The organism is Brevundimonas sp. ABV4_179 (genome assembly GCF_056311945.1).
Window position 1 is genome coordinate 1,421,972 of sequence record NZ_CM149976.1, and the last position, 22,373, is coordinate 1,444,344.

Annotated in this window: 22 protein-coding genes; 9 read left to right on the forward strand and 13 right to left on the reverse strand. The window is 68.1% G+C overall.

Annotated features, from left to right (window positions below; all coding sequences use genetic code 11):
• Positions 1 to 12: 12 nt before the first annotated feature.
• On the reverse strand, positions 13 to 477 hold the full coding sequence (locus ACYX4P_RS06870; RefSeq protein WP_476070233.1) for a TetR/AcrR family transcriptional regulator: 465 nt from the start codon (positions 475 to 477) through the stop codon (positions 13 to 15).
• Between the two features lie 275 nt (positions 478 to 752).
• On the opposite strand from ACYX4P_RS06870, the gene ACYX4P_RS06875 reads away from it, so the two are divergent.
• The 4 genes from ACYX4P_RS06875 (at position 753) to ACYX4P_RS06890 (ending at position 7,029) form a co-directional block, all read left to right on the forward strand.
• Positions 753 to 1,955: an efflux RND transporter periplasmic adaptor subunit gene (locus ACYX4P_RS06875; protein WP_248117621.1), complete on the forward strand. Its 1,203-nt coding sequence runs from the start codon at positions 753 to 755 to the stop codon at positions 1,953 to 1,955.
• Positions 1,956 to 1,958: 3 nt separating this feature from the next.
• The gene (locus ACYX4P_RS06880) at positions 1,959 to 5,237 is read left to right on the forward strand and encodes an efflux RND transporter permease subunit (RefSeq protein WP_248117619.1); all 3,279 of its coding nucleotides are present in this window, start codon (positions 1,959 to 1,961) and stop codon (positions 5,235 to 5,237) included.
• Positions 5,237 to 6,670, forward strand: a complete 1,434-nt coding sequence (locus ACYX4P_RS06885; protein ID WP_248117617.1) for an efflux transporter outer membrane subunit — start codon at positions 5,237 to 5,239, stop codon at positions 6,668 to 6,670. Before ACYX4P_RS06880 ends, ACYX4P_RS06885 begins: the two co-directional genes overlap by 1 nt.
• 152 nt (positions 6,671 to 6,822) lie before the next feature.
• Positions 6,823 to 7,029: a hypothetical protein gene (locus tag ACYX4P_RS06890; RefSeq protein ID WP_248117615.1), complete on the forward strand. Its 207-nt coding sequence runs from the start codon at positions 6,823 to 6,825 to the stop codon at positions 7,027 to 7,029.
• Here ACYX4P_RS06890 and ACYX4P_RS06895 read toward each other — a convergent pair.
• From ACYX4P_RS06895 to ACYX4P_RS06925, 7 genes are all read right to left on the reverse strand, one after another.
• Positions 7,026 to 7,202, reverse strand: a complete 177-nt coding sequence (locus ACYX4P_RS06895; RefSeq protein ID WP_248117613.1) for a hypothetical protein — start codon at positions 7,200 to 7,202, stop codon at positions 7,026 to 7,028. The two genes, ACYX4P_RS06890 and ACYX4P_RS06895, sit on opposite strands and share 4 nt — an antisense overlap.
• Positions 7,203 to 7,267: 65 nt before the next feature.
• Positions 7,268 to 8,362: an HlyD family secretion protein gene (locus tag ACYX4P_RS06900; protein WP_248117612.1), complete on the reverse strand. Its 1,095-nt coding sequence runs from the start codon at positions 8,360 to 8,362 to the stop codon at positions 7,268 to 7,270.
• A 23-nt stretch (positions 8,363 to 8,385) separates the two neighbouring features.
• Positions 8,386 to 10,089 carry an MFS transporter gene (locus tag ACYX4P_RS06905; protein ID WP_248117611.1) on the reverse strand — a complete coding sequence of 568 codons (1,704 nt, stop codon included), beginning with the start codon at positions 10,087 to 10,089 and terminating at the stop codon, positions 8,386 to 8,388.
• Positions 10,089 to 10,664: a TetR/AcrR family transcriptional regulator gene (locus ACYX4P_RS06910; RefSeq protein ID WP_292047373.1), complete on the reverse strand. Its 576-nt coding sequence runs from the start codon at positions 10,662 to 10,664 to the stop codon at positions 10,089 to 10,091. The genes ACYX4P_RS06905 and ACYX4P_RS06910 overlap by 1 nt, the downstream gene beginning before the upstream one ends.
• A gap of 208 nt (positions 10,665 to 10,872) precedes the next feature.
• A complete protein-coding gene (locus tag ACYX4P_RS06915) occupies positions 10,873 to 11,382 on the reverse strand; it encodes a GNAT family N-acetyltransferase (RefSeq protein ID WP_248117609.1) in 510 nt (169 codons plus the stop codon).
• Positions 11,379 to 13,454: a S46 family peptidase gene (locus ACYX4P_RS06920; RefSeq protein WP_248117608.1), complete on the reverse strand. Its 2,076-nt coding sequence runs from the start codon at positions 13,452 to 13,454 to the stop codon at positions 11,379 to 11,381. The genes ACYX4P_RS06915 and ACYX4P_RS06920 overlap by 4 nt, the downstream gene beginning before the upstream one ends.
• Positions 13,455 to 13,627: 173 nt before the next feature.
• Positions 13,628 to 15,721, reverse strand: a complete 2,094-nt coding sequence (locus tag ACYX4P_RS06925; RefSeq protein WP_248117607.1) for a S46 family peptidase — start codon at positions 15,719 to 15,721, stop codon at positions 13,628 to 13,630.
• Positions 15,722 to 15,945: 224 nt separating this feature from the next.
• Between ACYX4P_RS06925 and ACYX4P_RS06930 the strand changes: the two genes are divergently transcribed.
• The 3 genes from ACYX4P_RS06930 to ACYX4P_RS06940 are packed head-to-tail and all read left to right on the forward strand — an operon-like array spanning position 15,946 to position 18,905.
• Positions 15,946 to 17,112 (forward strand): ABC transporter permease, encoded by a 1,167-nt coding sequence (locus tag ACYX4P_RS06930; RefSeq protein WP_248117605.1) that lies wholly within the window; start codon positions 15,946 to 15,948, stop codon positions 17,110 to 17,112.
• Positions 17,109 to 17,864 carry an ABC transporter ATP-binding protein gene (locus ACYX4P_RS06935; RefSeq protein ID WP_248117603.1) on the forward strand — a complete coding sequence of 252 codons (756 nt, stop codon included), beginning with the start codon at positions 17,109 to 17,111 and terminating at the stop codon, positions 17,862 to 17,864. Before ACYX4P_RS06930 ends, ACYX4P_RS06935 begins: the two co-directional genes overlap by 4 nt.
• Positions 17,865 to 17,891: 27 nt before the next feature.
• The gene (locus ACYX4P_RS06940) at positions 17,892 to 18,905 is read left to right on the forward strand and encodes an HlyD family secretion protein (RefSeq protein ID WP_248117601.1); all 1,014 of its coding nucleotides are present in this window, start codon (positions 17,892 to 17,894) and stop codon (positions 18,903 to 18,905) included.
• Between the two features lie 72 nt (positions 18,906 to 18,977).
• Here the strand turns inward: ACYX4P_RS06940 and ACYX4P_RS06945 are convergent, their stop codons facing one another.
• Both ACYX4P_RS06945 and ACYX4P_RS06950 read right to left on the reverse strand, forming a co-directional pair.
• Positions 18,978 to 19,793, reverse strand: a complete 816-nt coding sequence (locus tag ACYX4P_RS06945; protein WP_248117599.1) for a crotonase/enoyl-CoA hydratase family protein — start codon at positions 19,791 to 19,793, stop codon at positions 18,978 to 18,980.
• A 117-nt stretch (positions 19,794 to 19,910) separates the two neighbouring features.
• Complete coding sequence (locus tag ACYX4P_RS06950; RefSeq protein ID WP_017505113.1) at positions 19,911 to 20,063, reverse strand: hypothetical protein; 153 nt, start codon at positions 20,061 to 20,063, stop codon at positions 19,911 to 19,913.
• A 156-nt stretch (positions 20,064 to 20,219) separates the two neighbouring features.
• Here ACYX4P_RS06950 and ACYX4P_RS06955 point away from each other — a divergent pair, with 156 nt between their 5' ends.
• Complete coding sequence (locus ACYX4P_RS06955; protein ID WP_248117597.1) at positions 20,220 to 20,447, forward strand: DUF1289 domain-containing protein; 228 nt, start codon at positions 20,220 to 20,222, stop codon at positions 20,445 to 20,447.
• 58 nt (positions 20,448 to 20,505) lie between these two features.
• Positions 20,506 to 21,024, forward strand: a complete 519-nt coding sequence (locus tag ACYX4P_RS06960; RefSeq protein WP_248117595.1) for a retropepsin-like aspartic protease family protein — start codon at positions 20,506 to 20,508, stop codon at positions 21,022 to 21,024.
• Here the strand turns inward: ACYX4P_RS06960 and pgsA are convergent.
• Genes pgsA through ACYX4P_RS06975 form a run of 3 tightly spaced genes read right to left on the reverse strand, consistent with a single transcriptional unit; the run spans position 21,021 to position 22,341 of the window.
• Positions 21,021 to 21,650: a CDP-diacylglycerol--glycerol-3-phosphate 3-phosphatidyltransferase gene (gene pgsA, locus ACYX4P_RS06965; RefSeq protein WP_248117593.1), complete on the reverse strand. Its 630-nt coding sequence runs from the start codon at positions 21,648 to 21,650 to the stop codon at positions 21,021 to 21,023. The two genes, ACYX4P_RS06960 and pgsA, sit on opposite strands and share 4 nt — an antisense overlap.
• The gene (locus ACYX4P_RS06970) at positions 21,647 to 22,096 is read right to left on the reverse strand and encodes a PIN domain-containing protein (RefSeq protein ID WP_248117591.1); all 450 of its coding nucleotides are present in this window, start codon (positions 22,094 to 22,096) and stop codon (positions 21,647 to 21,649) included. The genes pgsA and ACYX4P_RS06970 overlap by 4 nt, the downstream gene beginning before the upstream one ends.
• Entirely contained in the window at positions 22,093 to 22,341 is a 249-nt protein-coding gene (locus ACYX4P_RS06975; protein WP_248118052.1) for a type II toxin-antitoxin system Phd/YefM family antitoxin, read from the reverse strand. The genes ACYX4P_RS06970 and ACYX4P_RS06975 overlap by 4 nt, the downstream gene beginning before the upstream one ends.
• Between the last annotated feature and the right edge of the window lie 32 nt (positions 22,342 to 22,373).

Below are 22,373 nucleotides of genomic sequence, written 5' to 3' on the forward strand. Positions count from 1 at the left end.
CCGCCGCGACGATCAGCCGTCGATCAACGCCTGAAGAATGGGGGCCAGCCGGTCGCGCATCTCTTCGCACTGGGCCGGTTCGATGTTGAAACTGCCCCCGCCCAGCTCGCGACTGACGGACATGCCCATGATGAAGCCGGCCAGCAGCCGCGCGCGCACCGTGGCGTTCGGTCCGCTCAGCCACTCCTCCAGGGGGCCGAAGAAGCGCGCGGTGCAGGTCGTCTGCACCATCTCCGCCGCCTTGTTCGAGCCGATGGAGCGCAGCATGATCGACATGCCCTTGAGCTTTTCGGCGGTCTTGGGCTCGAACACGATCTCGTTGGCCACGCGCGCGCCGAACTCGGACTTGTCGCCCGACATCAGGCTGCTGCCGTCGCCGCAGCTGTCCAGCGTGGCCAGAAACAGATCGTCCTTGGAGCCGAAATATCGGCTGATCAGGGCGGCGTCGACCCCGACGTCGCGGGCGATGTCACGCATGCCGACGTCGTCATAGCTCTCGGCCGCGAACCTTTCGCGCGCTGCATCGAGAATGGCCGTGCGCGTGGCGGCGGCGTTTCTCGGGCGTGGGCCGGGACATAACAAGGGTGTGACACTCCACAGAACAATAACCGTAGCTCCCATATGGCTTTGTCAACGCGTGTTGACAAGCGCCACGGCTCCGACCATCAAGTCACCATGCGTTGACAAGGCCGACTCCCCATTGGCCTCTGTCCGCTCGACAGGAATTTACCTCCGACAGGGAGATTGCGCAGATGCGCGGGCTGAAGATTGCGGCGGTATCCGTCATGGTGACGGGTGCGCTTTATGGTTGTTCGCCTAAGGCGGAAGCGCCGGCGCAAGGCGCGCCTCCGGTGACGGTCGCGACGCCCCTGCAGCAGCAGGTGCGCGACTGGGACGAGTTCACCGGCCGGTTCGAGGCGGTGGAGACGGTGGACGTCCGCGCCCGCGTCGGCGGCTATATCCAGGCCGTCCACTTCCGCGACGGTCAGATGGTCCAGCGCGGCCAGTTGCTGTTCACCCTGGACCCCCGCCCCGCGCAGGCCGCCCTGGCCCAGGCCCAGGCCCAGGTCGCTCAGATGCAGTCGCAGCTGACCCTGGCCCGCGCCAACCTGGCCCGGAGCGAGACGCTGCTGGCGTCCCAAGCGGTGTCCAAGGCCGAGTATGATTCCAACAAGGCCGCCGTCGATGCGGCCCAGGCCAATCTGGCGGCCGCCAACGCCGCGGTCCGCAATGCGCGCCTGAACCTGGACTACACCCGCGTCACGGCGCCGACCTCGGGCCGGGTGTCGGACCGTCGCGTCGATCCGGGCAATGTCATCGCCGGCGGATCGTCGGCGGGCGACGTCCTGACCACCATCATCTCGGGCGGGCCGATCCACTTCGTCTTCGACGGTTCGGAAGCGGTGCTGCTGAAGTACCTGCGTGAGGGCGGCGCCAACCAGGGCGCGACGGTCAACGTGCGCCTGCAGGACGAGAGCACCTACAAGCACACCGGCCGTCTGGACTTCTCGGACAACGCCGTGGACACCGCTTCGGGCGTGATCCGCCTGCGCGCCATCCTGCCCAACGCCGACGGCTTCCTGCGCCCCGGCATGTTCGGCAGCGCCCAGGTCGCCGGCGCTGGGGCCTATAACGCCCTGCTGGTGCCGGATTCGGCCATCGGCACGGATCAGACCCGCCGCACCGTCGCCGTGGTCAACGCCGACGGCACCGTGACGAACAAGGCGGTCCAACTGGGCCCGATCGTCCAGGGTCTGCGCGTCGTCCGTTCGGGCCTGGCCCCGACCGACCGCGTCATCATCGCCGGCCTGCAACGCGCCGCCCAGCCGGGGTCCAAGGTCACCCCCAAGAACGGCAAGATCGAACCCGTCGCCGCCGACGCCTCCCAGGCGCCGGTCACCCAGGCGGCGCCAGCGTCCAGCGCCTCGTTCGCCAACTCCATTCCCGCTGGCTAAGCCATGAACATCTTCCGTTTCTTCATTGATCGGCCGATCTTCGCGGCCGTGATCGCGGTGGTGATCTCCATCATCGGCATCGCGGCCTATCCGCTGCTGCCGCTGTCGCAGTATCCCGAGATCGCGCCCCCGACGATCACCATCAACGCCGCCTATCCCGGCGCCTCGGCCGAGACCCTGGCCGAGACCGTCGCCGCGCCCATCGAGCAGGAGGTGAACGGCGTCGAGAAAATGCTCTACATCACCTCTTCGTCCACCTCGGACGGGGCGGTGGCGATCACCGTGACCTTCCAGCCTGGAACCGACCTCGACGCGGCTCAGGTGCTGGTCCAGAACCGGGTCGCCCTGGCTGAACCCCGCCTGCCCGAGGCGGTCCGTCAGACCGGCGTGGTCGTCAACAAGGCCGAAAGCGGCTTCCTGATGATCCTTGGCCTGACGTCGCCCGACGGCACGCTGGATAACGACTATGTCGGCAACTACGCCAACTCGACCCTGCGCGACCGCCTGCTGCGGATCGAGGGCGTGGGCGCGGTCCAGGTGTTCGGCGGCGGCAACTATTCGATGCGCGTCTGGATCGACCCGGCCAAGGCGGCCGAGCGCGGTCTGACGGGTCCCGAGATCGTCTCGGCCCTGCGCGCCCAGAACGTCCAGGCGGCCGCCGGCTCCATCGGCCAGCCGCCCTTCGCCAACAGCGCCGCCGCGTTCCAGCTGCCGGTCCAGGTTCAGGGCCGCCTCAGCGATCCCGAAGAGTTCTCCAAGGTGATCCTGAAGACGGACGCTCAGGGGCGCGTCACCTATCTGCGCGACGTGGCGCGGATCGAACTGGGCGCCCAGGATTACGGCATTCGCGGCTTCTTCGACGGCCAGCGCGGCGTCGGCATCGCCATCGTGCAGCAGCCCGGCGCCAATGCGCTCGGCACCGCTGACCGCGTCCTGGCCGAGGTCGAGGCCCTGAAGGCCGATCTGCCGGCCGGCATGAACATCTCGGTGCCCTACAACCCGACCGAATTCGTCGCCGCCTCGGTGGAGTCGGTTCAGCATACGCTGGTCGAGGCCGTCATCCTGGTCGTCATCGTCATCATGGTCTTCCTGCAGACCTGGCGTGCGGCCATCATCCCGATCATCGCCATTCCCGTGGCCCTGGTCGGCACCTTCGCGGTGCAGTTGGCGCTGGGTTATTCGATCAACTCCCTGTCCCTGTTCGCCCTGGTCCTCGCGGTCGGCATCGTCGTCGATGACGCCATCGTCGTGGTCGAGAACGTGGAGCGGGCCATCAGCGAGGGTCTCAGTCCAAAGGAGGCCGCCTATCGCTCGATGCAGGAGGTGTCCGGCGCCCTGATCGCCATCGGTCTGGTGCTGATCTCGGTCTTCATCCCGACCATGTTCGTGCCCGGCATCCCCGGCATCTTCTACCGCCAGTTCGCGGTGGTGATCGCCTCGGCCTCGGTCATCTCCCTGTTCGTGTCGCTGACGCTGTCGCCGGCCATGGCCGCCCTGCTGCTCAAGCCGCACAAGAAGGACCACGAACACGCCCGCAAGCCGGGCGTCCTGGGCGCGGTCGTCTATTACGGCGGCTGGGCCGGGCGGAAGTTCAACGAGGGCTTCGACTGGCTGTCGGATCGCTACGGTCGTCTGACCGCGCGTCTGGTGCGTACGGTCGGCCTGGTGCTGATCGTTTATGCCGGCCTGCTGGGCCTGACCGCCTGGCGCCTGATCGACACCCCTTCTGGCTTCATCCCCGAACAGGATCAGGGCTTCCTGATCGGCGTGATCCAACTGCCCGCCGGCGCCTCGCTTGATCGGACGGAGGCCGTGATGACGCGCGCCACCGACATCATCCGCAAGACCGACGGCGTGAACGGCGCCATCGCCTTCGCCGGCCTGGACGGCTCCAGCTTCTCGTTCGGCTCCAACGCCGCCACCATCTTCGTGCGCCTGAACCCGTTCGAGGAGCGCTCGAAGCAGGAGGCCGCGACGGCCCTGGCCGGGGCCATCACCCAGGCCACGGGTCAGATCGAGGACGCGCAGATCTTCGTCATCGCCCCTCCGGCGGTTCAGGGTCTGGGCACCGGCAACGGCTTCTCGATGATGATCCAGGATCGCGAAGGCGCCGGCTATCGTCCGCTGGAAGGCGCGACCTTCGCCATGATGGGCGCGGCCGCCCAGGCGCCGACCGAGGTGAACCAGGTCTTCTCGACCTACAACACCGCCTCGCCGCGCATCACCGCCGACGTCGACCGCGACAAGTCGCTGATGATGGGGGTCCAGCCCAGCGCCGTGTTCGACACCCTGGGGGTCTATCTCGGCTCGTCCTACGTCAACGACTTCAACATGCTGGGCCGCACCTTCCGGGTGACGGCGCAGGCGGAGCCGCAGGCGCGCGACGACATCGCCGACATCGCCAATCTGAAGACCAAGTCGGCGTCGGGGGCCATGGTGCCGATCGGTTCGGTGGCCAATCTGACGAACGATTCGGGCCCGTCGCGGATCGTCCGCTACAACCTGTTCCCGGCGGCCGAGCTTCAGGGCAACGCCGCGGCGGGCGTGTCGTCGGGCGAGGCGCTGCAGGTCATGGAGCGTATGGCCGCCCAGACCCTGCCGCAGGGCTTCTCCTACGAATGGACGGGCCTGGCCTATCAGCAGAAGGCGGCCGGTTCCGGCGCGACGGTCATCTTCCTGATGGCGGTGGTGTTCGTCTTCCTGGTGCTGGCGGCGCAGTATGAGGCGTTCACGCTTCCGCTGGCGGTCATCCTGATCGTGCCCATGTGTCTGCTCGCCGCCATCGTGGGGGTGAACCTGCGGGGCCTGGACAACAACATCCTGGTCCAGATCGGGCTGGTGGTGCTGATCGCCCTGGCGGCCAAGAACGCCATCCTGATCGTGGAGTTCGCCAAACAGGCCGAGGAAGAGCAGGGCATGAACCGGTTCGACGCGGCGGTCGCCGCCGCCAAGACCCGCCTGCGTCCGATCCTGATGACCTCCTTCGCCTTCATTCTCGGCGTCGTGCCGCTGATGCTGGCGTCGGGTCCGGGCGCGGAGATGCGTCAGTCGCTGGGCACCTCCGTCTTCTCGGGGATGCTGGGCGTGACCTTCTTCGGCCTGATCTTCACCCCGGTCTTCTATGTGGTCTGCCGCTGGCTGTCGTCCAAGCTGCCGCAGGGTCACAAGCCGGGACCCAAGCCGACCTCGACCCCTGATCGGATCGAGGGTTACGACGAAACCAGCGACCTGACCGATCCGAACGCGCCTGCGCCCGTGACCGGCCGGGGAGGGGACATCTGATGACCCGCAGAACTACGCTCAGCCTCCTGACCGCCGCAGCGTCCAGCGCCCTGCTGGCCGCCTGCGCGGTCGGGCCGAAGGCGCCGACGGCGGACCTGCCGACCGCCGGAACCGGCGCCTTCGTCGGTTCGACCAGCCCTACCGTCTCGACTGCTCAGGCGCGCGACGACTGGTGGCGGCTGTACGACGACCCGCAACTGGACGCCCTGATCCAGCAGGCCTTCGCCGAGAACAACCAGCTCGAGGCCGCCTTCGCCAATCTGCGCGCCGTCCGGGCGTCGCTGTCAGAGGCGCGCGTCGGCCGCTTCCCGACCACGACGACCAGCGCCCAGGCCCAGCGCAGCCGCGCCTCGGCCGCCACCGTCCCCGGCCTGCCGGCGGGCGAAAAGGCGCCCGAGGTCGACACCTACGACGTCGGCATCCAGGCGGCCTATGAGGTCGATCTGTTCGGCCGGGTGGAATCGACCATCCGGACAGCCCGCGCCGACACCCGCGCCGCCGAGGCCGCTCTGGCTACGGTTCAGGTGACGGTCGCGGCCGAGACCGCCCGCGCCTATGCCGACGCCTGCTCGGCCAACGCCCAGATCGCGGTGGCCGAACGGACGCTGGAGCTGCAACGCAACACCGCCAGCCTGACCCAGACCCTGCTGGACGGCGGGGCCGGCACAGGGCTGGACGTGGCCAGCGCCCGCGCGGCCGTGGCCCAGACGGCGGCGACCCTGCCGACCCTGCGCGCCGCCCGCAACGAGGCGCTGTTCCGCCTGTCGACCCTGATCGGCCGCACCCCGGCCGAGGCCAGCCAGGCGGCGGCGTCCTGCGTGCGTCCGCCGCAGCTGTCCCAGCCGATCCCGGTCGGCGACGGCGCCGCGCTTTTGGCCCGGCGTCCCGACGTGCGCCAAGCCGAGGCGGAACTGGCCGGCGCGGCCGCTCGCGTGAATGTGGCGACCGCCAACCTGTTTCCTCGCATCAGCCTGGGCGGCTCCTACGGCTCGACCGCGCTGAAGTCCGGCGATCTGGGCGAAGACCAGAACTTCCGCTTCAGCTTCGGCCCGCTGATCAGCTGGTCCTTCCCCAATGTCTTCGCCGCGCGGGCTCAGATCAAGGCGGCCGGCGCGCGGTCGGACGCGGCCCTGGCCACATTCGACCAGACGGTGCTGACCGCCCTGCAGGAGACGGAGACGGCGCTGAGCAACTACGCCAACGAGCTGGACCGCCGCGCGGCCCTGACCGAGGCGCGCGATCAGGCGGCCCGCGCCGCCGACCTGTCGCGCCTGCGCTTCAACGCCGGCGCCGACAGCTTCCTGTTGGTGCTGGACGCCCAGCGCACCCAGGCGGCGGCCGATGCGGCCCTGGCCCAGTCCGACGCCCTGGTCACCACCTATCAGATCGCCCTGTTCCGCGCCCTGGCCGGCGGCTGGCAGGCCGACAGCTGATCCTGCAGCGATCCTGAAACAGAAGGGCCGGGCGACGCATCGCCCGGCCCTTTTTTCGTTCGTCCACAGGCTGACGATCGACTCGGTGTTCCTCATTTGTTCCGGCCATGCTCTAACCGTCTGCGGCGGTCGGCGGCGTGATGGAGGATCAGATGAACGATGCAATCCTGGCCCGGATGATGGCCGAACTGGACGCCGAGCTGGCGCGGGCCGAGCCGTCCCTGCCGGCCTGCCCGGAACACGCACGCCAGACCGAGGTCATGCGCGCCCTGGCGCTGGGCCTGGGCAATTTCGAGCGGATGCGGGCGCATGACGCCCACCTCCTGGCGGCGCAGCTGTCTGCGCGCCGCGCCGCCTAGGGCTTGCGCTTGAAGGTGTCGCCGATGACCGAGGCGTCCGGGCCGTCCGGCCCGGCGCTCTTCTGCTCGGCCTGACCAACACGCTTCACCGCCTTGTCGGAAGTGGCCCCATCCGGTTTTCCGGCAGGGTCTGCGCCGTTCTTTTCGCGCCCTTTGGTCTGTTCGCGGTCCATGATCTTCTCCTTCTTGTTGGAGAGGGAGCGCAGCGCGGGCGAACCTGTTCCTTGGCGTCCTGAGATCAGCCTGCCGTATCCACCTTGGCCACCACCGACATCCCCGGCGCCAGGCGCTGCGCGGCCTCTTGCCCCGGATCGATACGGATGCGGACGGGGATGCGCTGGGCGACCTTGGTGAAGTTGCCGGTGGCGTTGTCCGGGCGGATGACGCTGAACTCCGAGCCGGCGGCGGGGGCGATGCGCTCGACGCGGCCGCGCAGCGTCTGGCCGCCCAGGGCGTCGACGGTCAGGGTGACGGGCTGGCCGACGCGGATATTGCGCATCTGCGTCTCCTTCATATTGGCGGTGACCCAGACCACGTCGGGCACCAAACCCATCAGCTGGGTGCCAGCCGTGACATACTGGCCCTGACGCACCCCGACCTCGCCCAGCCGACCGCCGCGCGGCGCGACGATGCGGGTGTTGGCCAGGTCGATCTGGGCCAGGCGCACGGCGGCGCGGGCGTTTTCCACGGCGGCGGCCAGGCTGTCGCGGCCGACCACGGCGGACGTGACGCCGGTCTGGGCGATGCCTTCGGCGGCGCGGGCCTGGGCGACCTGCGCCTGGGCGCTGCGCAGGGCGGCCTCGGCGATGTCGACATTGGCCTGGGCGACCCAGCCGCCGGCCTTCAGGGTGCGGGCGCGATTGGCGTCGGCCTGGGCCCGCGTCAGCGTCGCCTCGGCGGCGGCGATGGAGGCGCGCTGCTGGGCCACGGACCCCCGCGCGGACGCCTGGGTCTGGGTCGAGTTGGACAGAGCCGCCTCGGCGGCGTGCAGACTGGCCTCGGCCTGCTCCAGCCGCTGGCGATAGATGCGGTCGTCCACCTGGGCCAGCAGTTGGCCCTGCTGCACCGTCTGGAAGTCCTGAACCGGAACCTGGGTGACATAGCCGCTGACTTGTGGGCTGATCAGCGTCACCTGACCCCGCACATAGGCGTTGTCGGTCCGCTGGATATGGCCTGTGAAGGGCGGCAACTGCCAGGCGTAGAGCACCAGGCCGATGGCCAGCACAGCGATACAGGCCGCCACTACCGACCACAGGACGCGCTTCTTCGGCTCGGCGGGCGCCGGGACGGGTTGAGGAGCAGGAGCGGAGGTCGGGGCGGTGGTGTCGGTCATGTCGGTTCGGCTCTCGGTAGGTTTCAGTCGACGGCGGCGGCTGCGGCGGCCTGTTGCGCCGCCAGCCGGGCGTCTTGGCGCGCCTGTTTGCGGGCCTTGAAGCGGGGAAGAAGGTGGATGACCGTGACCCAGGCGCAGCCCAGGGCGGCGATGACGGAAATCAGCAGGAAGACGTCGTTATAGGCCAGGATATTGGCCTGCTGCGTCACCTGCCGGCTCAGCAGGGCCACGCCCTCGGCCTTCAGAAGCGCTGGGTCGCCGACGACGTGGCTATAGGCGCCGGACAGCTGGGCCAGGCGTTGCACGACCAGCGGGTTCATGGCGTCGATCCCGGCGGCCAGTTCGTTGGAATGGAACTTCTCGCGCAGGACCTGGACCGTGCCGACCAAGGCCGATCCGGCTAATCCCCCCACGTTCTGCAGCACGCTGAACATGACGATGAAGCTGATCAGATTGCGTGGATTGGTCTGCAGCACCCGTCCCACCCCGATCAGCAGGGCCGGTCCCACGAACATGGCCGAGGCGAAGGCGACCAGGGCTTGGCTGAAATACAGCTGCGCCGGGCGGGTCAGGACGGTGGCGTGGCTGTCGATGAAGGCGCCGATGGCGATCAGACCCAGGGCGATGGCGATGGGCTTGTGCAGCTTGGTCATGTTGAGCGTCAGGGCGCTGACCGCCGTGCCCGCCACCATCGACAACAGGATCAGCAGGAACAGGCCGTGAAGCTGGTCTTGGCCCAGGCCGACGACGGTCAGGAACCCCACCGCGCCCGAGGTCTGTTCCGACAGGGTGACGCGGATCAGGATGACGGCCCCGAACAGGCGCAGCACGTCCTTGCCGGTCAGCCAGCGGGTGTTGATCAGCGGATTGGCGCGATTGTGCTCGATCGCCAGAGCCACGCTCAGCAGGATGATCGACCCGACCAGGGCCCAGCCGATCCACGCCGCCTCGGTCCACCAGACGATCCGCCCCAGCCCCAGCGCGGCGGCCAGAAGCGCCACGCCCGGCGCGAACAGGGCGAAGGTCAGGAAGTCCAGCGGCTCGAACAGTTTCAGCCGCTCGGCCGGCGGCAGACGCAACACCTGCACCGCCGCCCAGGCCAGAAGCGCCATCCCCAGCTCGAAGGTGTAAAACGCCTTCCAGTCGTTCAGTTGCAGCAGGGTCGGCATCACCAGGCGCGCGATCGGCACGGCGAAACTGGCCAGGCCGATGCCGATCACCAGCCCCTTCAGGCGGTGTTTGGCAGGAAAGGCCTGGATCATATAGAGGAAGCCCAGGCTGCTCAGGCCTGCCGCCGCCATGCCCGCCGCCGCCCGAACCACCAGGGTCGATTCATAGTTGTCGACCAGCAGGTGCGCCGCGCAGGTGGCCACGAAGGCGCCCAGGCAGATCTGGGTGAACAGGCGCAGGCCGTATTGCTGACGGAACTTGACCAGGATCAGGTTCATGCAGGCGTTGGTCATCACGAACACGACCGGCAGCCACGCCGCCTCGGTCAGGGTGATCCCCAGCGACCCTTGCAGGCTGGTGATGTTGGCGGTGACGGCGGCGTTGCCCAGCGCGCCGACCATGGCCACCAGAACCCCGGTCAGGGCGTACTGCACCCTCAGCCAGGGCGCGTGATCCGGCGTGGCGGGCGAGCCGGGCAGGGTGGGCAGTTCGTGCGGCTTCAGCGTCGCGACATACTGGTCCCACGGCAGATGCCAGTGACGGTCGGCGCGGGCCATCAGAACGCCTCCTCACGGGGCTTCAGCCCGTCCAGGATGATCTCGCGGGTGCGCAGGGACACGGCCTCGCGCTCGGCCGCGTCGGCGCCCTGGAAACCGGCGCCCAGCAGGGTGGCGATCAGACGAATGTCCATCGGCCGCATATCCTCCCGCACCAGACCGGCGGCCTGGGCCCGCTTCAGCGATGCGGCGCCCGCCTCCATCAAGCTCTGCCGCAAGGGAGTAAGCGCGTCTGGCGACCGCACGTTCCGCACCAGGCCCGCAAGGCCCGCATTGCGGATCATGTCCTCGGCCAGCCGGTCCAGGAACCAGAAGAAGACGGCCGGGTCGTCGCCCTGTTCGTCGGTGCGTCGCCCCAGGTCCGCGACATCGGCCTCCAGCACCGCCAGCGCCAGTTCGGTGCGGTCGGCGAAATGACGATAAAGCGTGCCGCGCCCGACCCCGGCCTTTTCCGCGATCAGGTCTAGCGGCGCGTCCAGCCCCTGTTCGGACAGCACGACGCGCGCCGCCTGCAACAGGGCGGCGCGGTTCTGAACGGCGTCCTTTCGGACAGGTCTGGGGGCAGGGCGCGACATGGTGACGCGCTTAAATGGACAGTCGTGTCCGTTTTGCAAGAGGCTGCGAACATCTTACCTGCTTCCGTTGGGAGAGGGCTTGAACGCACGCTGGCGACAGCCGGCGTTCCGGCGCGAAAGGATGAGGGTCGGGTGCTACGACCTGGCCCGTCGCTCGACCCTCATCCGGCCCTTTAGGCCACCTTCTCCCACACGGAGAAAGACAGGTTCAGAGCCCCTTCTCCAGCACCACGAACGCCAGTTCGGGCCGGGGCGGATCGACAGGGAAGGGGCGGGTCTCGCCGGTCGGGGCGTAGCCGCGCCGCGCGTACCAGGCGATCAGTTCCGCGCGGCGATGGATCACGGTCATCTCCATGCGCCGCGCCCCGAACCGGGCGACGGCCTCGGCCTCTGCGACGGCCAGCAGACGACGCCCCAGGCCGGACGCCTGCAGCGTCGGCTCGACCGTCAGCATCCCCAGATAGGCCCGGTCCTCGCCGGCCCGGGCGACCTGCACGCATCCGACCAGATCGTCGGCGTCGTGCGCCAGCAGGATGACCCGATCGGGATCGGCGATCAGACCCGCCAACTCCTCGGCGCTGGTCCGCCTGTCGAACAGCAGGTCGGCCTCGTGCGTCCATCCGGCCTTGGCCGTCTCGCCGCGATACGCCCGTTCGATCAACGGATGCAGGGCGGCGACATCGTCGGACGTCGCCGCCCGAAAGGCGATCCGGCTCAATGGCGGACGCCCAGCTCCGTCAGCAGGTGGTCCATCCCATAGACATCGCGCAGGGCCACCGTCACCGCCTGGGTGGTCACGATCACGCTGCGGTTGGTGTTGCGGTCGTAGCCATAGGCGTTGCGCTGGGTCAGGACGGTGGAATCGAAGTTGGCCCCGACGATCTCGCCCTTGGCGTTGACGGCGGGCGAGCCGGATGAACCGCCGATGGTGTCGGTGGACACGGCCATGTCCATCACCGCGTTCGGGTCGATCCGGTCCTTGGCGGCCATCAGCTTGGGCGCGACCTTGAACGGCTCGGCGCCGGTGGCGCGGTCCCACAGGCCGGCGAAGGTGGTGAAGGCGCCGAACCGCTGGCCCGGCACGTCGGAGCCTTCGACCTTGCCATAGGTCAGGCGCAAAGTGCCGGTCGCGTCGGGATAGACCGCGTCGCCATAGGCGGCGAAGCGGGCGGCGGCCAACTGTTCGGAAGCGCGGTCGGTCGGCGCCTTGACCTTGTTCTCCCACTCGGCGCGGGCGGCCCGGGCGTCGGCGTCGATCGACAGCACATATTGGATCATCGGATCGTCGGACGCCTGAACCGCCGCCAGACCGCCGGTCCACAGGGCGCGACGCACCGCCGGATCGGCCAGCCTGGTGCCGGCGACGACGCGCGCCGACAGGTCCTCGGGGCTTTCCTTGCCCAGCAGGGTGCGAACGTAGGGGCTGTCGACCGTCAGCCATTCGCGGGTCTTGGACAGCCACCATTCCAGCCGGATCTGCTCCAGTTCGGGATAGGTGGGCTTTTCAGCGAACAGGCCGGATTCGACGCCGGGCAGGCGGCTGTCGGCGAACTCGGCCAGACGCTGGTCCGACGGCTTGGCCCGCTCCTGCGCGCCGCGCACGATGGCCTTGGCCCACTGGAACAGCTGCGATCCGCCCGCGACCGAGGTCGTGCCCATGGCGGTGCCGCCCTCCAGCAGGGCGGTGGGCGCGTAGAGTTCGCGGGCCAGCGGCTGAATGGTCTTCAGCGCCTCCCACGGGTTCGAGCCGTTGGCGTCGGCGGCGGCGTAACGCTGCATGAAGTCGGCCTCGGCCGCCGCCTTGGCCTGGATGAAGTCGGCGTCGGTCAGGGCGCGCATCCGGCCCAGGCCGCGCTTGTAGGTGTTCTCCACGCCGACGATGGGGTCCATGGCGATGAAGGCCTGGTCCTCGCCCTCTTCGGAATAGCGGATCAGACGACCGCGCAGTTCGGATGCGATCAACTGATCCAGCGGCAGGACCACGTCGCGGATGGTGGCCAGCTGATCCATGGTCAGCAGGCGCTGCGTCGCGCCCGGATTGCCCGAAACGAAGACGGCCTCGCCCTCGGTCGGCTTGTCGGCGTTCCAGACGAAGTGGGTCGGGGTCTCGACCGGCTTTCCGTCCTCGTACAGGCGGATGAAGGCCGCATCGATGGCGAAGCGCGGGAAGGAGAAGTTGTCCAGATCGCCGCCAAAGGTCGCGGCGCGGTCTTCCGGCGCCCAGGCTAGACGCACGTCGGTGTATTTGCGGAACTTATAGAGCTTGAACTGGCCGCCGCGATAAAGGCTGACGACCTGGCAGCGGATCTTGGGGTCGGCGCCGCAGGCCTCGGTCTCGATGCGCCCGGCCTCGGCCTCGCGCGCCTGGGTGAAGGCCTGGCCGTCCAGGCCCTCGCCGGCCTTGTGCATCCGCTCGGTCACGTCGGAGATGTCGGTCAGGATTTCGGCTGTCGCGCCGGGACATTTGCGCTCTTCCTCGCGCGTCTTGGGCGTAAAGCCCGTCTCGCCGTACTGCTGTTGCGGCGTGGACAGGTTGGCGACGCAGGTGGCGACGCAGTGGTTGTTGGTCATGACCAGCCCCTGGCCCGACACCACCCCCGCCGAACAGCCGCCGAACTTCACCGACGACAGCCGCACCCGATCCAGGAAGGCCTGGTCGATGTTAGTTCCCAGCGTCTGGTTGGCGCGGGCGATCGGGAAGTTGTCGTAGGTCCACATGCCTTCCTCCGCGCGCGCCGACGTGGCGGCGAAGGCGATAAGGGCGGCGGAGGCGAGGAGAAGAGGGCGCATGGAGCGATCCTTGAAGTCTCTCCCCGCTGTGCGGGGAGGTGGCGCGGCGCTTCTTCAGCGTCGTGACGGAGGGGCTCTGCGACACATGACAGGCCCCGGCGCGGTAGTGAAGAGCCCCTCCACCGCTTCGCGGTCCCCCTCCCCGCAAAGCGGGGAGGAGACTCCGTCCTTGATCAGCGACGCACGCCCAGTTCGCGCAGCAGGCGCGGCTGGTTGTAGACGTTGCGCAGGGCCTCGGTGATGGCGGCGGTCGAGACCGTCACCGTGCGGTTCAGCTCGGGGTCGTAGCCGAAGCTGCCGCCCAGCGAGTGGATGTTGCCGTCGAAGGCCGCGCCGATGACTTCACCCTTGGCGTTGATGACCGGCGATCCCGAGTTGCCGCCGATGATGTCGTTGGTCGAGACGAAGTCATAGACGGTCGCCTTGTTCACCTTGTTCTCGGCCGCCAGCCAGTCGGTCGCCGCATTGAACGGTTCGGCGCCGGTGTTGCGCTCATACAGGCCGCCGATCTGGGTGAAGGGCTCCACCGTCACGCCGCGATAGGTCCAGCCCTTCACCTGGCCATAGGACAGGCGCAAGCTGAAGGTCGCGTCGGGGTACAGGTTGGTCCCGTAAACCGCGAACCGGGCCTGGGCGATCTTTTCGCCCGCGCGGCTGGTCGGGCCGGACACGGCCGATTCCCATTGGGTGCGCACGGCCTGGGCTGCGTCGTCATTGGCCAGGACGAAGGCGATCAGCGGATCGCCCGAAGCGGCCAGTTGCTCCGGCGTCATGGCCAGGGCCTGGGCGCGGAAAGCTGGATCGGCCAGGCGCGTGCCGTCGATCAGGCGCTGGGCCACCTGCTCGGGGCTTTCCTTGCCCAGCAGCGCCTTAACGTTGGCGTTATCGACGGTCAGATACTCGCGGGTCTTGGACAGCCAGAAGTCCAGGAAGATCTTCTCCAGATCGGTCGAGATCGGCGTCTCGGTCGCCAGGCGGCGGCCCAGCGAGGCGATGTCGGCGTCGGAATAGCCGGCGCGGCGCTCAGCGACCGGCTTGGCCCGCTCTTTGGAGGCGCGGACGATGGCCTTGGCGTAGCTGTACAGCTGCGACCGCTGGCCCGCCGCCGATTCCAGCTGGCGATAGGGCAGATACAGGTCGCGTTGCGCGGTCGAGACGCGCTCCAGATCGGCCCAGGGGTCGCCGATGCGCTGGGCCAGGGCCGGGTCGGCGGCGACGCGCTGACGCAGTTCCTGCTCCTCGCGGCGCTTGGTGGCCATGAAGGCCGGATCGGTCAGGGCGCCCTGCTGGCCGTAGAAGACCTTGAAGCTGTTCTCCAGGCCGAACAGCGGATCGACGGTGACCCGCTTGGCCTCTTCGCCCGCGGTCGAATACTCCAGCAGGCGGCCGCGCAGTTCGGACGACTGGATCAGGGTCAGCGGCATCTGCTGATCGCGCAGCGCCTCCAGCTGGGCCACCGTCAGCAGGCGCTGGGTGGAGCCGGGATTGCCGGCGACGAAGGTGACGTCGCCTTCCTTGGGTGCATTGGCGTTCCAGGTCAGGTGGTTCGGCGTAGCGACCGGCTTGCCGTCTTCGTAGATCCGCAGGAAACCGGCATCCAGGGCGTAGCGGGGGAAGTTGAAGTTGTCCGGGTCGCCGCCGAAGAAGGCAGCCTGAAACTCGGGCGCGAAGACCAGGCGCACGTCGTCATACTTGCGGAACTTGTACAGCTTGTACTGGCCGCCCCGATAGAAGCTGATGACCTGGCAAGTCAGCTTCTGGTCGTCGCCGCAGACCTCCTTCTGGATTTTGTCGATCTCGGCGGCGCGCGCCTGGACGAAGGCGGCGCCCTCAAGCCCGGCGCCGGCGCCGACGACCCGGTCGGTGACGTCGGTGATGTCGGTCAGGATTTCGGCCGTCTGGCCGGGGCACTTCTTCTCTTCCTCGCGGGAGCCGGGCATCCAGCCGTTCTTGACGTAGTCGTTCTGGGCCGTGGACAGGTCCTGCACGCACGAGACGACGCAGTGGTGGTTGGTCAGCACCAGGCCTTCGCCCGACACCAGCGAGGCCGAGCAGCCCTGAAGGCGCACGGCGGCGTTGCGGACCCGGTCCAGCCAGGCCTGATCGATGTTGGTCCCGTACTTCTGGTTCACCGTAGCGATGGGGAAGTTGTCGAAGGTCCACATCCCCTCGTCGGCCTTGGCCGGAGAAGCGGGCGCCGACAGCACGGCGGTCGCGGCGCCGAGCGCGGCGAGAGAGGCGGTGAGACGAAGCGAGGGCAAGGACATGGCGGCGTGTTTCCCGGAACGTGGGACAGCCTGTCCCATCTGTTATGTTGTAACTAACGCCGACGATGGGCCGGCGCCAAGGGCTGCACGGGCCTTAATCTCGTGTTCAATACGGCGCAACCGATCAGGCCCGCTCGAACACGACCCCAGCCTTACTGCGATTTAACTTGGCGGTGCGATGGCTCGCGGTCAGATAGCGCCCAGTTCGGGGGAACCGCCGGTTCATGTCGCTTGCACTTTCAACGCTGCTCTACGAATGGCGCCGCTACATGGCCGCCATCGTTGCGCTGGCCTTTTCGGGTCTGCTGGTCCTGGCCCAGGTCGGCATGTTCATGGGCATCGGCAAGGCGTTCACGGCCCAGATCGACCGTGCGCGCGCCGACATCATGATCCTCAGCCCCGGCGCAACGGCCCTGTTCAACGGCGGACCGTCGGGCGTGCCCCGCCGCATCATGCCGGTGGTCTATCAGCACCCTGAGGTGATCGCCGTCGCCGACCTGGATGGTTCGGGCGGTCGTTGGCAGAACATCGTCAAGAACCAGGATACGCAGGGCAAGGCGTCCGAGGGCGCCAAGAAGATGGAATTCGTCAATGTCACCACCATCGACGCCGTGCCCGGCGCGGTGACGGTGCCGACCGACTATTCCGACGACCTGGTCGAGGCCCTGCGCCAGCCCTACGCCGTGGCGGTCGACCAGACCGCCCTGGGACGTCTGGGCGTCAAGCTAGGCGACCAGGCGTCCTACAACGGCAAGACCGTGCGGGTCGCGGCCGTGACCCAGGGCTATCCCAACATGATGCAGGCCACCGTGGTCATGTCGCGCGACACCCTGCGGATGCTGGGCGAGGCCAACACCGGCGAGCGGGTCGGGCCGCTGATGGTGCAGATCAAGAACCCGGCCCGCGCGGCTGTCGTGGTGGCCCAGCTGAACGCCATCGCAAACGGCCAGTTCAAGGCCTGGACCCGTCAGGACCTGGCCAAGGCCAATGAGGGCGCGATGATGAAGGAGAGCTTCATCGCCATCATGCTGGGCTTCTCGCTGTTCCTGGGGATTCTGATCGGCGTGGCCATCACCTGGCAGACGCTGCGCGGCGCCATCATGGCCAACATCAAGGAGTTCGCCTCGCTGCGGGCGTTGGGCGTCTCCATGGGGTCGCTGCGTCGGATCGTGCTGGAGCTCAGCTTCTGGGTCGGCATCGCGGGCGTGCTGGCGGCCTATGTCCTGACCTGGCTGGTCAGCCTGCTGGCGGCCGGCACGGGCCTGACCATGTCCTTCCCGCCGACGATGGTGCTCATGGTTTCGGCCATGCTGGTGCTGATCGCCCTGGGCTCCGGCTTCCTGTCGCTGGGCGTCCTGAAGAAGAGCCAGCCTGCGGATCTGCTGCGATGACCTCTCATACCACCACGCACGGCAAGCACGGCGATTTCGCCATCGAGGCCAAGGGCTTGGTCAAACGGTTCAAGACCGGCCGCAGCTGGGTCGAGGTGCTGAAGGGCGTAGACTTCGACGCGCGGCACGGCGATCTGACCATGGTCATGGGGCCGTCCGGCTCGGGCAAGTCCACCCTGATCGCCAATCTGTCGGGGCTGCTGAAGCCCGAGGAGGGCCGGGTCGACATCCTGGACGTCGACGACCTGTGGAAATACGGCGCGGGCCGGATCGACAAGTTCCGCCTGGACCACTGCGGATTCATCTTCCAGGGCTTCAACCTGTTCCCGTCGCTGACGGCGCTGCAGCAGGTGATGACGGTCCTGAAGTATCAGGGCCTGTCCCAGTCCGAAGCCAAGGCGCGGGCGACTACGGCTCTGGAGGAAGTGGGGCTGGGCCATCGCCTGAACCAGCGGCCCAGCGCCCTGTCGGGCGGCGAGAAGCAGCGCGTGGCCATCGCCCGCGCCCTGGCCAAGAACCCCCAGATCCTGTTCGCCGACGAACCAACCTCGGCCCTGGACGGCGAGAACGGCCAGGTTGTGATCCGTCTGTTGCGTCGCGCCGCCACCGAACACGGCGCGGCCGTCATCTGCGTGACCCACGACCCGCGTCTGGAAGCCTGGGCCGACCGCGTCATTCACATCGAGGACGGCAAGATTCTGGACGATCAACGCCGCATCCCCAATCCCGACGCCCAGCTGGCGTCCCACTAAGCCCTCTCTCGAACGGACCCTGCCGTCATGCCCGCCTTCCTCAAGAACAAATGGCTCTGGATCGGACTGGTCCTGATCGTGCTGCTGGCCGGGGGCTTCATGGCCTTCTCCAAGGCCGGGGCCGCCAAGAAGGCGCAGCAGGAGAAGGAGGCGTCCCAGAAGATCGACAGCCCCTACGCCGCCATCGCCAACGGCAAGGCCGACGTCGAGGGCGGGGTGATCAAGGTCGCCGCCCGTCGCGGCGGCGTGGTGCGCGAGGTTCTGGTCAATGAGGGCGACCGCGTCGTCGCCGGCCAGATCCTGGCCCGCCAGGAAGACGACGAGACGCGCCTGGCCGCCCAAAGCGCCGCCGCCGCCGTCACCGAGGCGCGCGCCCAGCTGGGGATGTCGCGGGTGGAACTGACCACGGCGCGGCGCGAATACGACCGCCTGTCGAAACTGTCGGCCACCAACAATGTCGCGGCCCAGCGGCTGGACCAGGCGCGCGATCAGATCGCCCAGGCCGAGGCGCGCATCGCCTCTCAGGACGCCGCGATCCAGACGGCCCAATCGCGTCTGGCCGAGGCCCGCTACAATCAGGAACTGACCGTCATCCGCGCGCCGATGGACGGCCGGATCGCCCGCCGCTACGCCCAGCCCGGCGCCGGCGCCTCGACCCTGAACGTAACGGCCATGTTTGATCTGGAGCCGGACACCGCCCGCATCGTCCGCGCCGAGATCGTCGAGGCCGACATCCCCAATGTCACGGTCGGCCAGGAGGTCGAGCTGACCCCGGAAGGCGATCCCACCAAGATCACCGTGGGCCGCGTGCTGCGCCGCGCCGCCGTGTTCGGCGCCCGTCAGCTCCAATCCGAAGACCCCTCGGCCCGCACCGACGAGCGGGTGGTCGAGGTGGTGGTCTCGGCCGACGACACGCCCTTCCTGATCGGCCAGCGCGTTCTGGTGAAGTTCATGAAGCCCGGTCAGAAGGCCGGCGTCGCCCGCCCGGTCCAGGCCGGCGTCAGCCCGTCCGCCGCCATGCGTCCGGCGGGGCAGAAGTAACCGACGCCGCCGATCGGTCGTGGGAAGGGGCGCTGCGGCGCCCCTTTTTCGTTTCGGGGCCGCCAGCCCCGTTCAGTTTCCTTTGAAATCGCCTGGTCGCTTTTCCAGCACGGCGGCGACGCCTTCCTGGTGATCGTCGGTCAGATGGGCCAGGGCCTGCATGGCCGCCGACATCTCCAGCATCTGGTCGAAGGTCGTGTCGCGGCCCTGGCGCAGCAGGGTCTTGGCCATGCGCAGCGCCTGGGGCGGCTGGGCCGCGATCTGAGCGGCGGTGGTCAGGGCCTCGTCCATCAGCCTGTCATGCGCGACCACGCGGTTGACCAGACCCCATTCGGCTGCGGTCGCGGCGTCGATGGACCGGGCGGTGAACAGCATCTCGGCGGCGCGGGCGTAGCCGATGTTGCGCGGCAGCAGCCACGACCCGCCGTCGCCGGGGATGATGCCCAGCTTCAGGAAGGGCACGCCGAAGCTGGCCCGCTCCGAGGCGATGCGGATGTCGCCCAGACCCGCGATATCGCAGCCCAGTCCCATCGCCGGCCCGTTGACGGCGGCGATCAGCGGAACCTCCAGCCCATACAGGGACCGCACGATCCGGTGCACGAGGCGGCGATAGCGTTCGCGGATCGCCGCGCCCGATCCCTCGAACAGATCGCGCCGGTCCCGCATGGCCGTCAGGTCGCCGCCGGCCGAGAAGGCGCGCCCCGCGCCCGTCAGCACCACGCAGCGGACCGATGGATCGGCGTTGACCCGCTCGCACGCCGACGCGACCTCGTCGCCGTCGCCCAGGTCCGGCAGGGCGTTCAGTCGCGCCTCGCGGTCCAGCGTCCAGATCAGGATCGCGCCTCTTCTTTCCTCAGCGATCAGGCGCTCTTCGGCGATCAGGCCCATGTGTCGTCTCCGATGTTCGCGCCCGTCATCGACCGGCGCCGCAGGGTTAGGCAAGGGCGCAATTGCAAAAGCCCCGGCGAGACCGGGGCTTCCGCAGGCTTGGGCCGCACAGGGCCGTCAGCGTTTCTTGATCGTATACGGTACGAAGTTGGACGGATGGCTGACCACCCGGCCCGAGTTCGACGGCATGTGCCGACTGTTCACCAGCATCCCGCCCCACAGGGCGAAGGACATCATGGCGTGTTGGAGGTTACGCTCCTTATCGTTCATCTTGGCGTCTCCTTTCGCAGAACGATGAAAAGAGACGCGTCGTACCAATGGGATTCCACCGTCAGTCGTTTCGCGTCATCGGACAACATAAGACAGTTTCGTGAATTTGCAAATTTATTCGTCAGGAGTCGGAATGATTTTCGTTCGGACGTCACAATGACCCCGCCCGATCCCGCTCCTCCCGGTCCCCCCAAGGCCATCGCCAGCCCCTGCGTCATGGTGTGCGCGGTGGATGGCGAAAGCGGCCTGTGCCTCGGATGCTTTCGCACCCTGAAGGAGATCGCCGGCTGGCGGGCCCTGAGCGACGACGCGCGTGCGGCGGTGATGGCCGACCTGCCATCGCGCCGCGACCGGATTGATCCGGCGAAGCTGGGCGGGGTTTAAGCTTTCGTCAGCCACGTCGTTTCACGGCATCCAAAGATCGCCTCGCTAGACAGGGGGCATGATCCGCATCGATTTCCAGTCCATCACCGTGTTCGGCGTCGCCCTGACGGCGTCCTTCGCCACGGCGCTGACGATCCGGCATCTGGAGGGCGACGGGGCGGCCCAAGCGGCGACCGCCCCCGCCGCTGTCGTGGCGCCCGCCGCAGTCGGCACGGCCGCCCAGGTGGTCAAGGCCGACGACGGCCACTACTGGGCCCACGCCCGGATCGACGGAAGGGCGGTGCGGGTGCTGGTGGACACCGGCGCCAGCGTGGTGGTCCTGACGCGGGCCGATGCTCGTCGGCTCGGGGTCCAGCCGGAACCAGCGAGCTTCACCGGCCGGATCCAGACGGCGTCGGGCATGGTGCGCGCCGCGCCGGTTCGGCTGAACACCGTCTCGGTCGCCGGGGCGCGGGTCGATCAGGTCGAGGCGCTGGTGGTCGAGCAGGGGCTGGAATACTCCCTGCTGGGCATGAGCTACCTGGGTCGCTTGTCGGCCTTCGAGGCCACGCCGACGGGCCTGACGCTGAGGCCCTAGAGGTCCCGCATCTGGCGGCGGGCTTCGTGGAAATACTGCCAGCCGGTCCACAGGGTGATGATGGCGGCCAGCCAGATCAGCACGTCCGAGAAGAACTGGAAGTTGTCGAGCCAGTCCAGCGACAGGCCGAAACCGTCCCAGTTGCGGGCGAACAGCTGACAGCCCAGGGCGACCAGTTGCAGCGTGGTCTTCCACTTGGCCGCCAGGGTGACGGGCAGTTCGATCCGCCCGGCCATGGTCTCGCGCAGGGCCGAGACGGCGAACTCGCGGAACAGGATCAGGCCGCAGGGGATGATGATCTGCGGCACCGAGCCGGACGTCAGCACGCCCAGGATGGCGCCGGTCACCAGAACCTTGTCCGCGATGGGGTCCAGGATCGCGCCCCAGCGTGTGGTGGCGTTCCAGCGCCGCGCCAGGAAGCCGTCGATCCAGTCGGTAGAGGCGGCGATGACGAAGATCCAGAAGGCGACGCGGTAAAGGGCGAACTGGTCGTCGGGGCTCATCCACTGATCGGCCAGGGGGAAGCCGCTGGTCGCGCCCGCCAGGATCAGGAACATCACCACCCCGGCGGCCAGGCGCGCGCCGGTCAGGATGTTGGGAATGGGGTTGGCGCGGTGGGCGGTCATGGCAGGGTCTCCAGCAAGGACGCCAGCAGCGGATGCGGCGTCTCTGCGAACGGATTGGCGACGGTCACGCCTCGATAGACGAAGCCGTCCTGCATGTCTTCGGAAAGCAGAAGGCCGCACCCGGCTTCGGCGGCGGCGGAAAGGATGATCGCGTCGAATATCTTCAGTCGATGAAGATCGGCTAGCGCCGTAGCCTCAGCCAACAGGCCATCCGTCGTTGGAACCGTCTGATAAAAGCCGGCCAGTTGACCCGTGAGGCCGCGCGCTTCGGATGCTGGAATGCGCGCTTTCAGGGTCAGGACGTTGAAGAATTCCGCCAGAACCTGGACCGGCACGACGGCGTCGGTCTTCAGTCGGTCCATAAGGAGACGGGCCGTTTCGCCCTTGTGGGCGCCGCTGACGCCCTCGGCATAAACGAGGACGTTGGTGTCGATGGCGACCTTCACCGCTCGTAAAGCTCGTCGCGCGTCCAGGGTCCAATATCGATGACGGGACGTTGGGCGGCGCGAGCCAGATAGGCCTTCAACGCCGCTTCACGCGCCTTGCGCGCATCGGCCTCCTGATCGGCGGGCACTATGCGAGCCACCACCTTGCCGTGTCGGGTCACCGCCACAGTTTCCCCGCCCTCCACCTGCCGGAGCAGTTCGGAGAAGTGCCGGTTTGCGGCGGAAGCGGTGACGGTTTGGTCCATGCTCAAAAAGTAGTGACTTTCACTACTTTCTG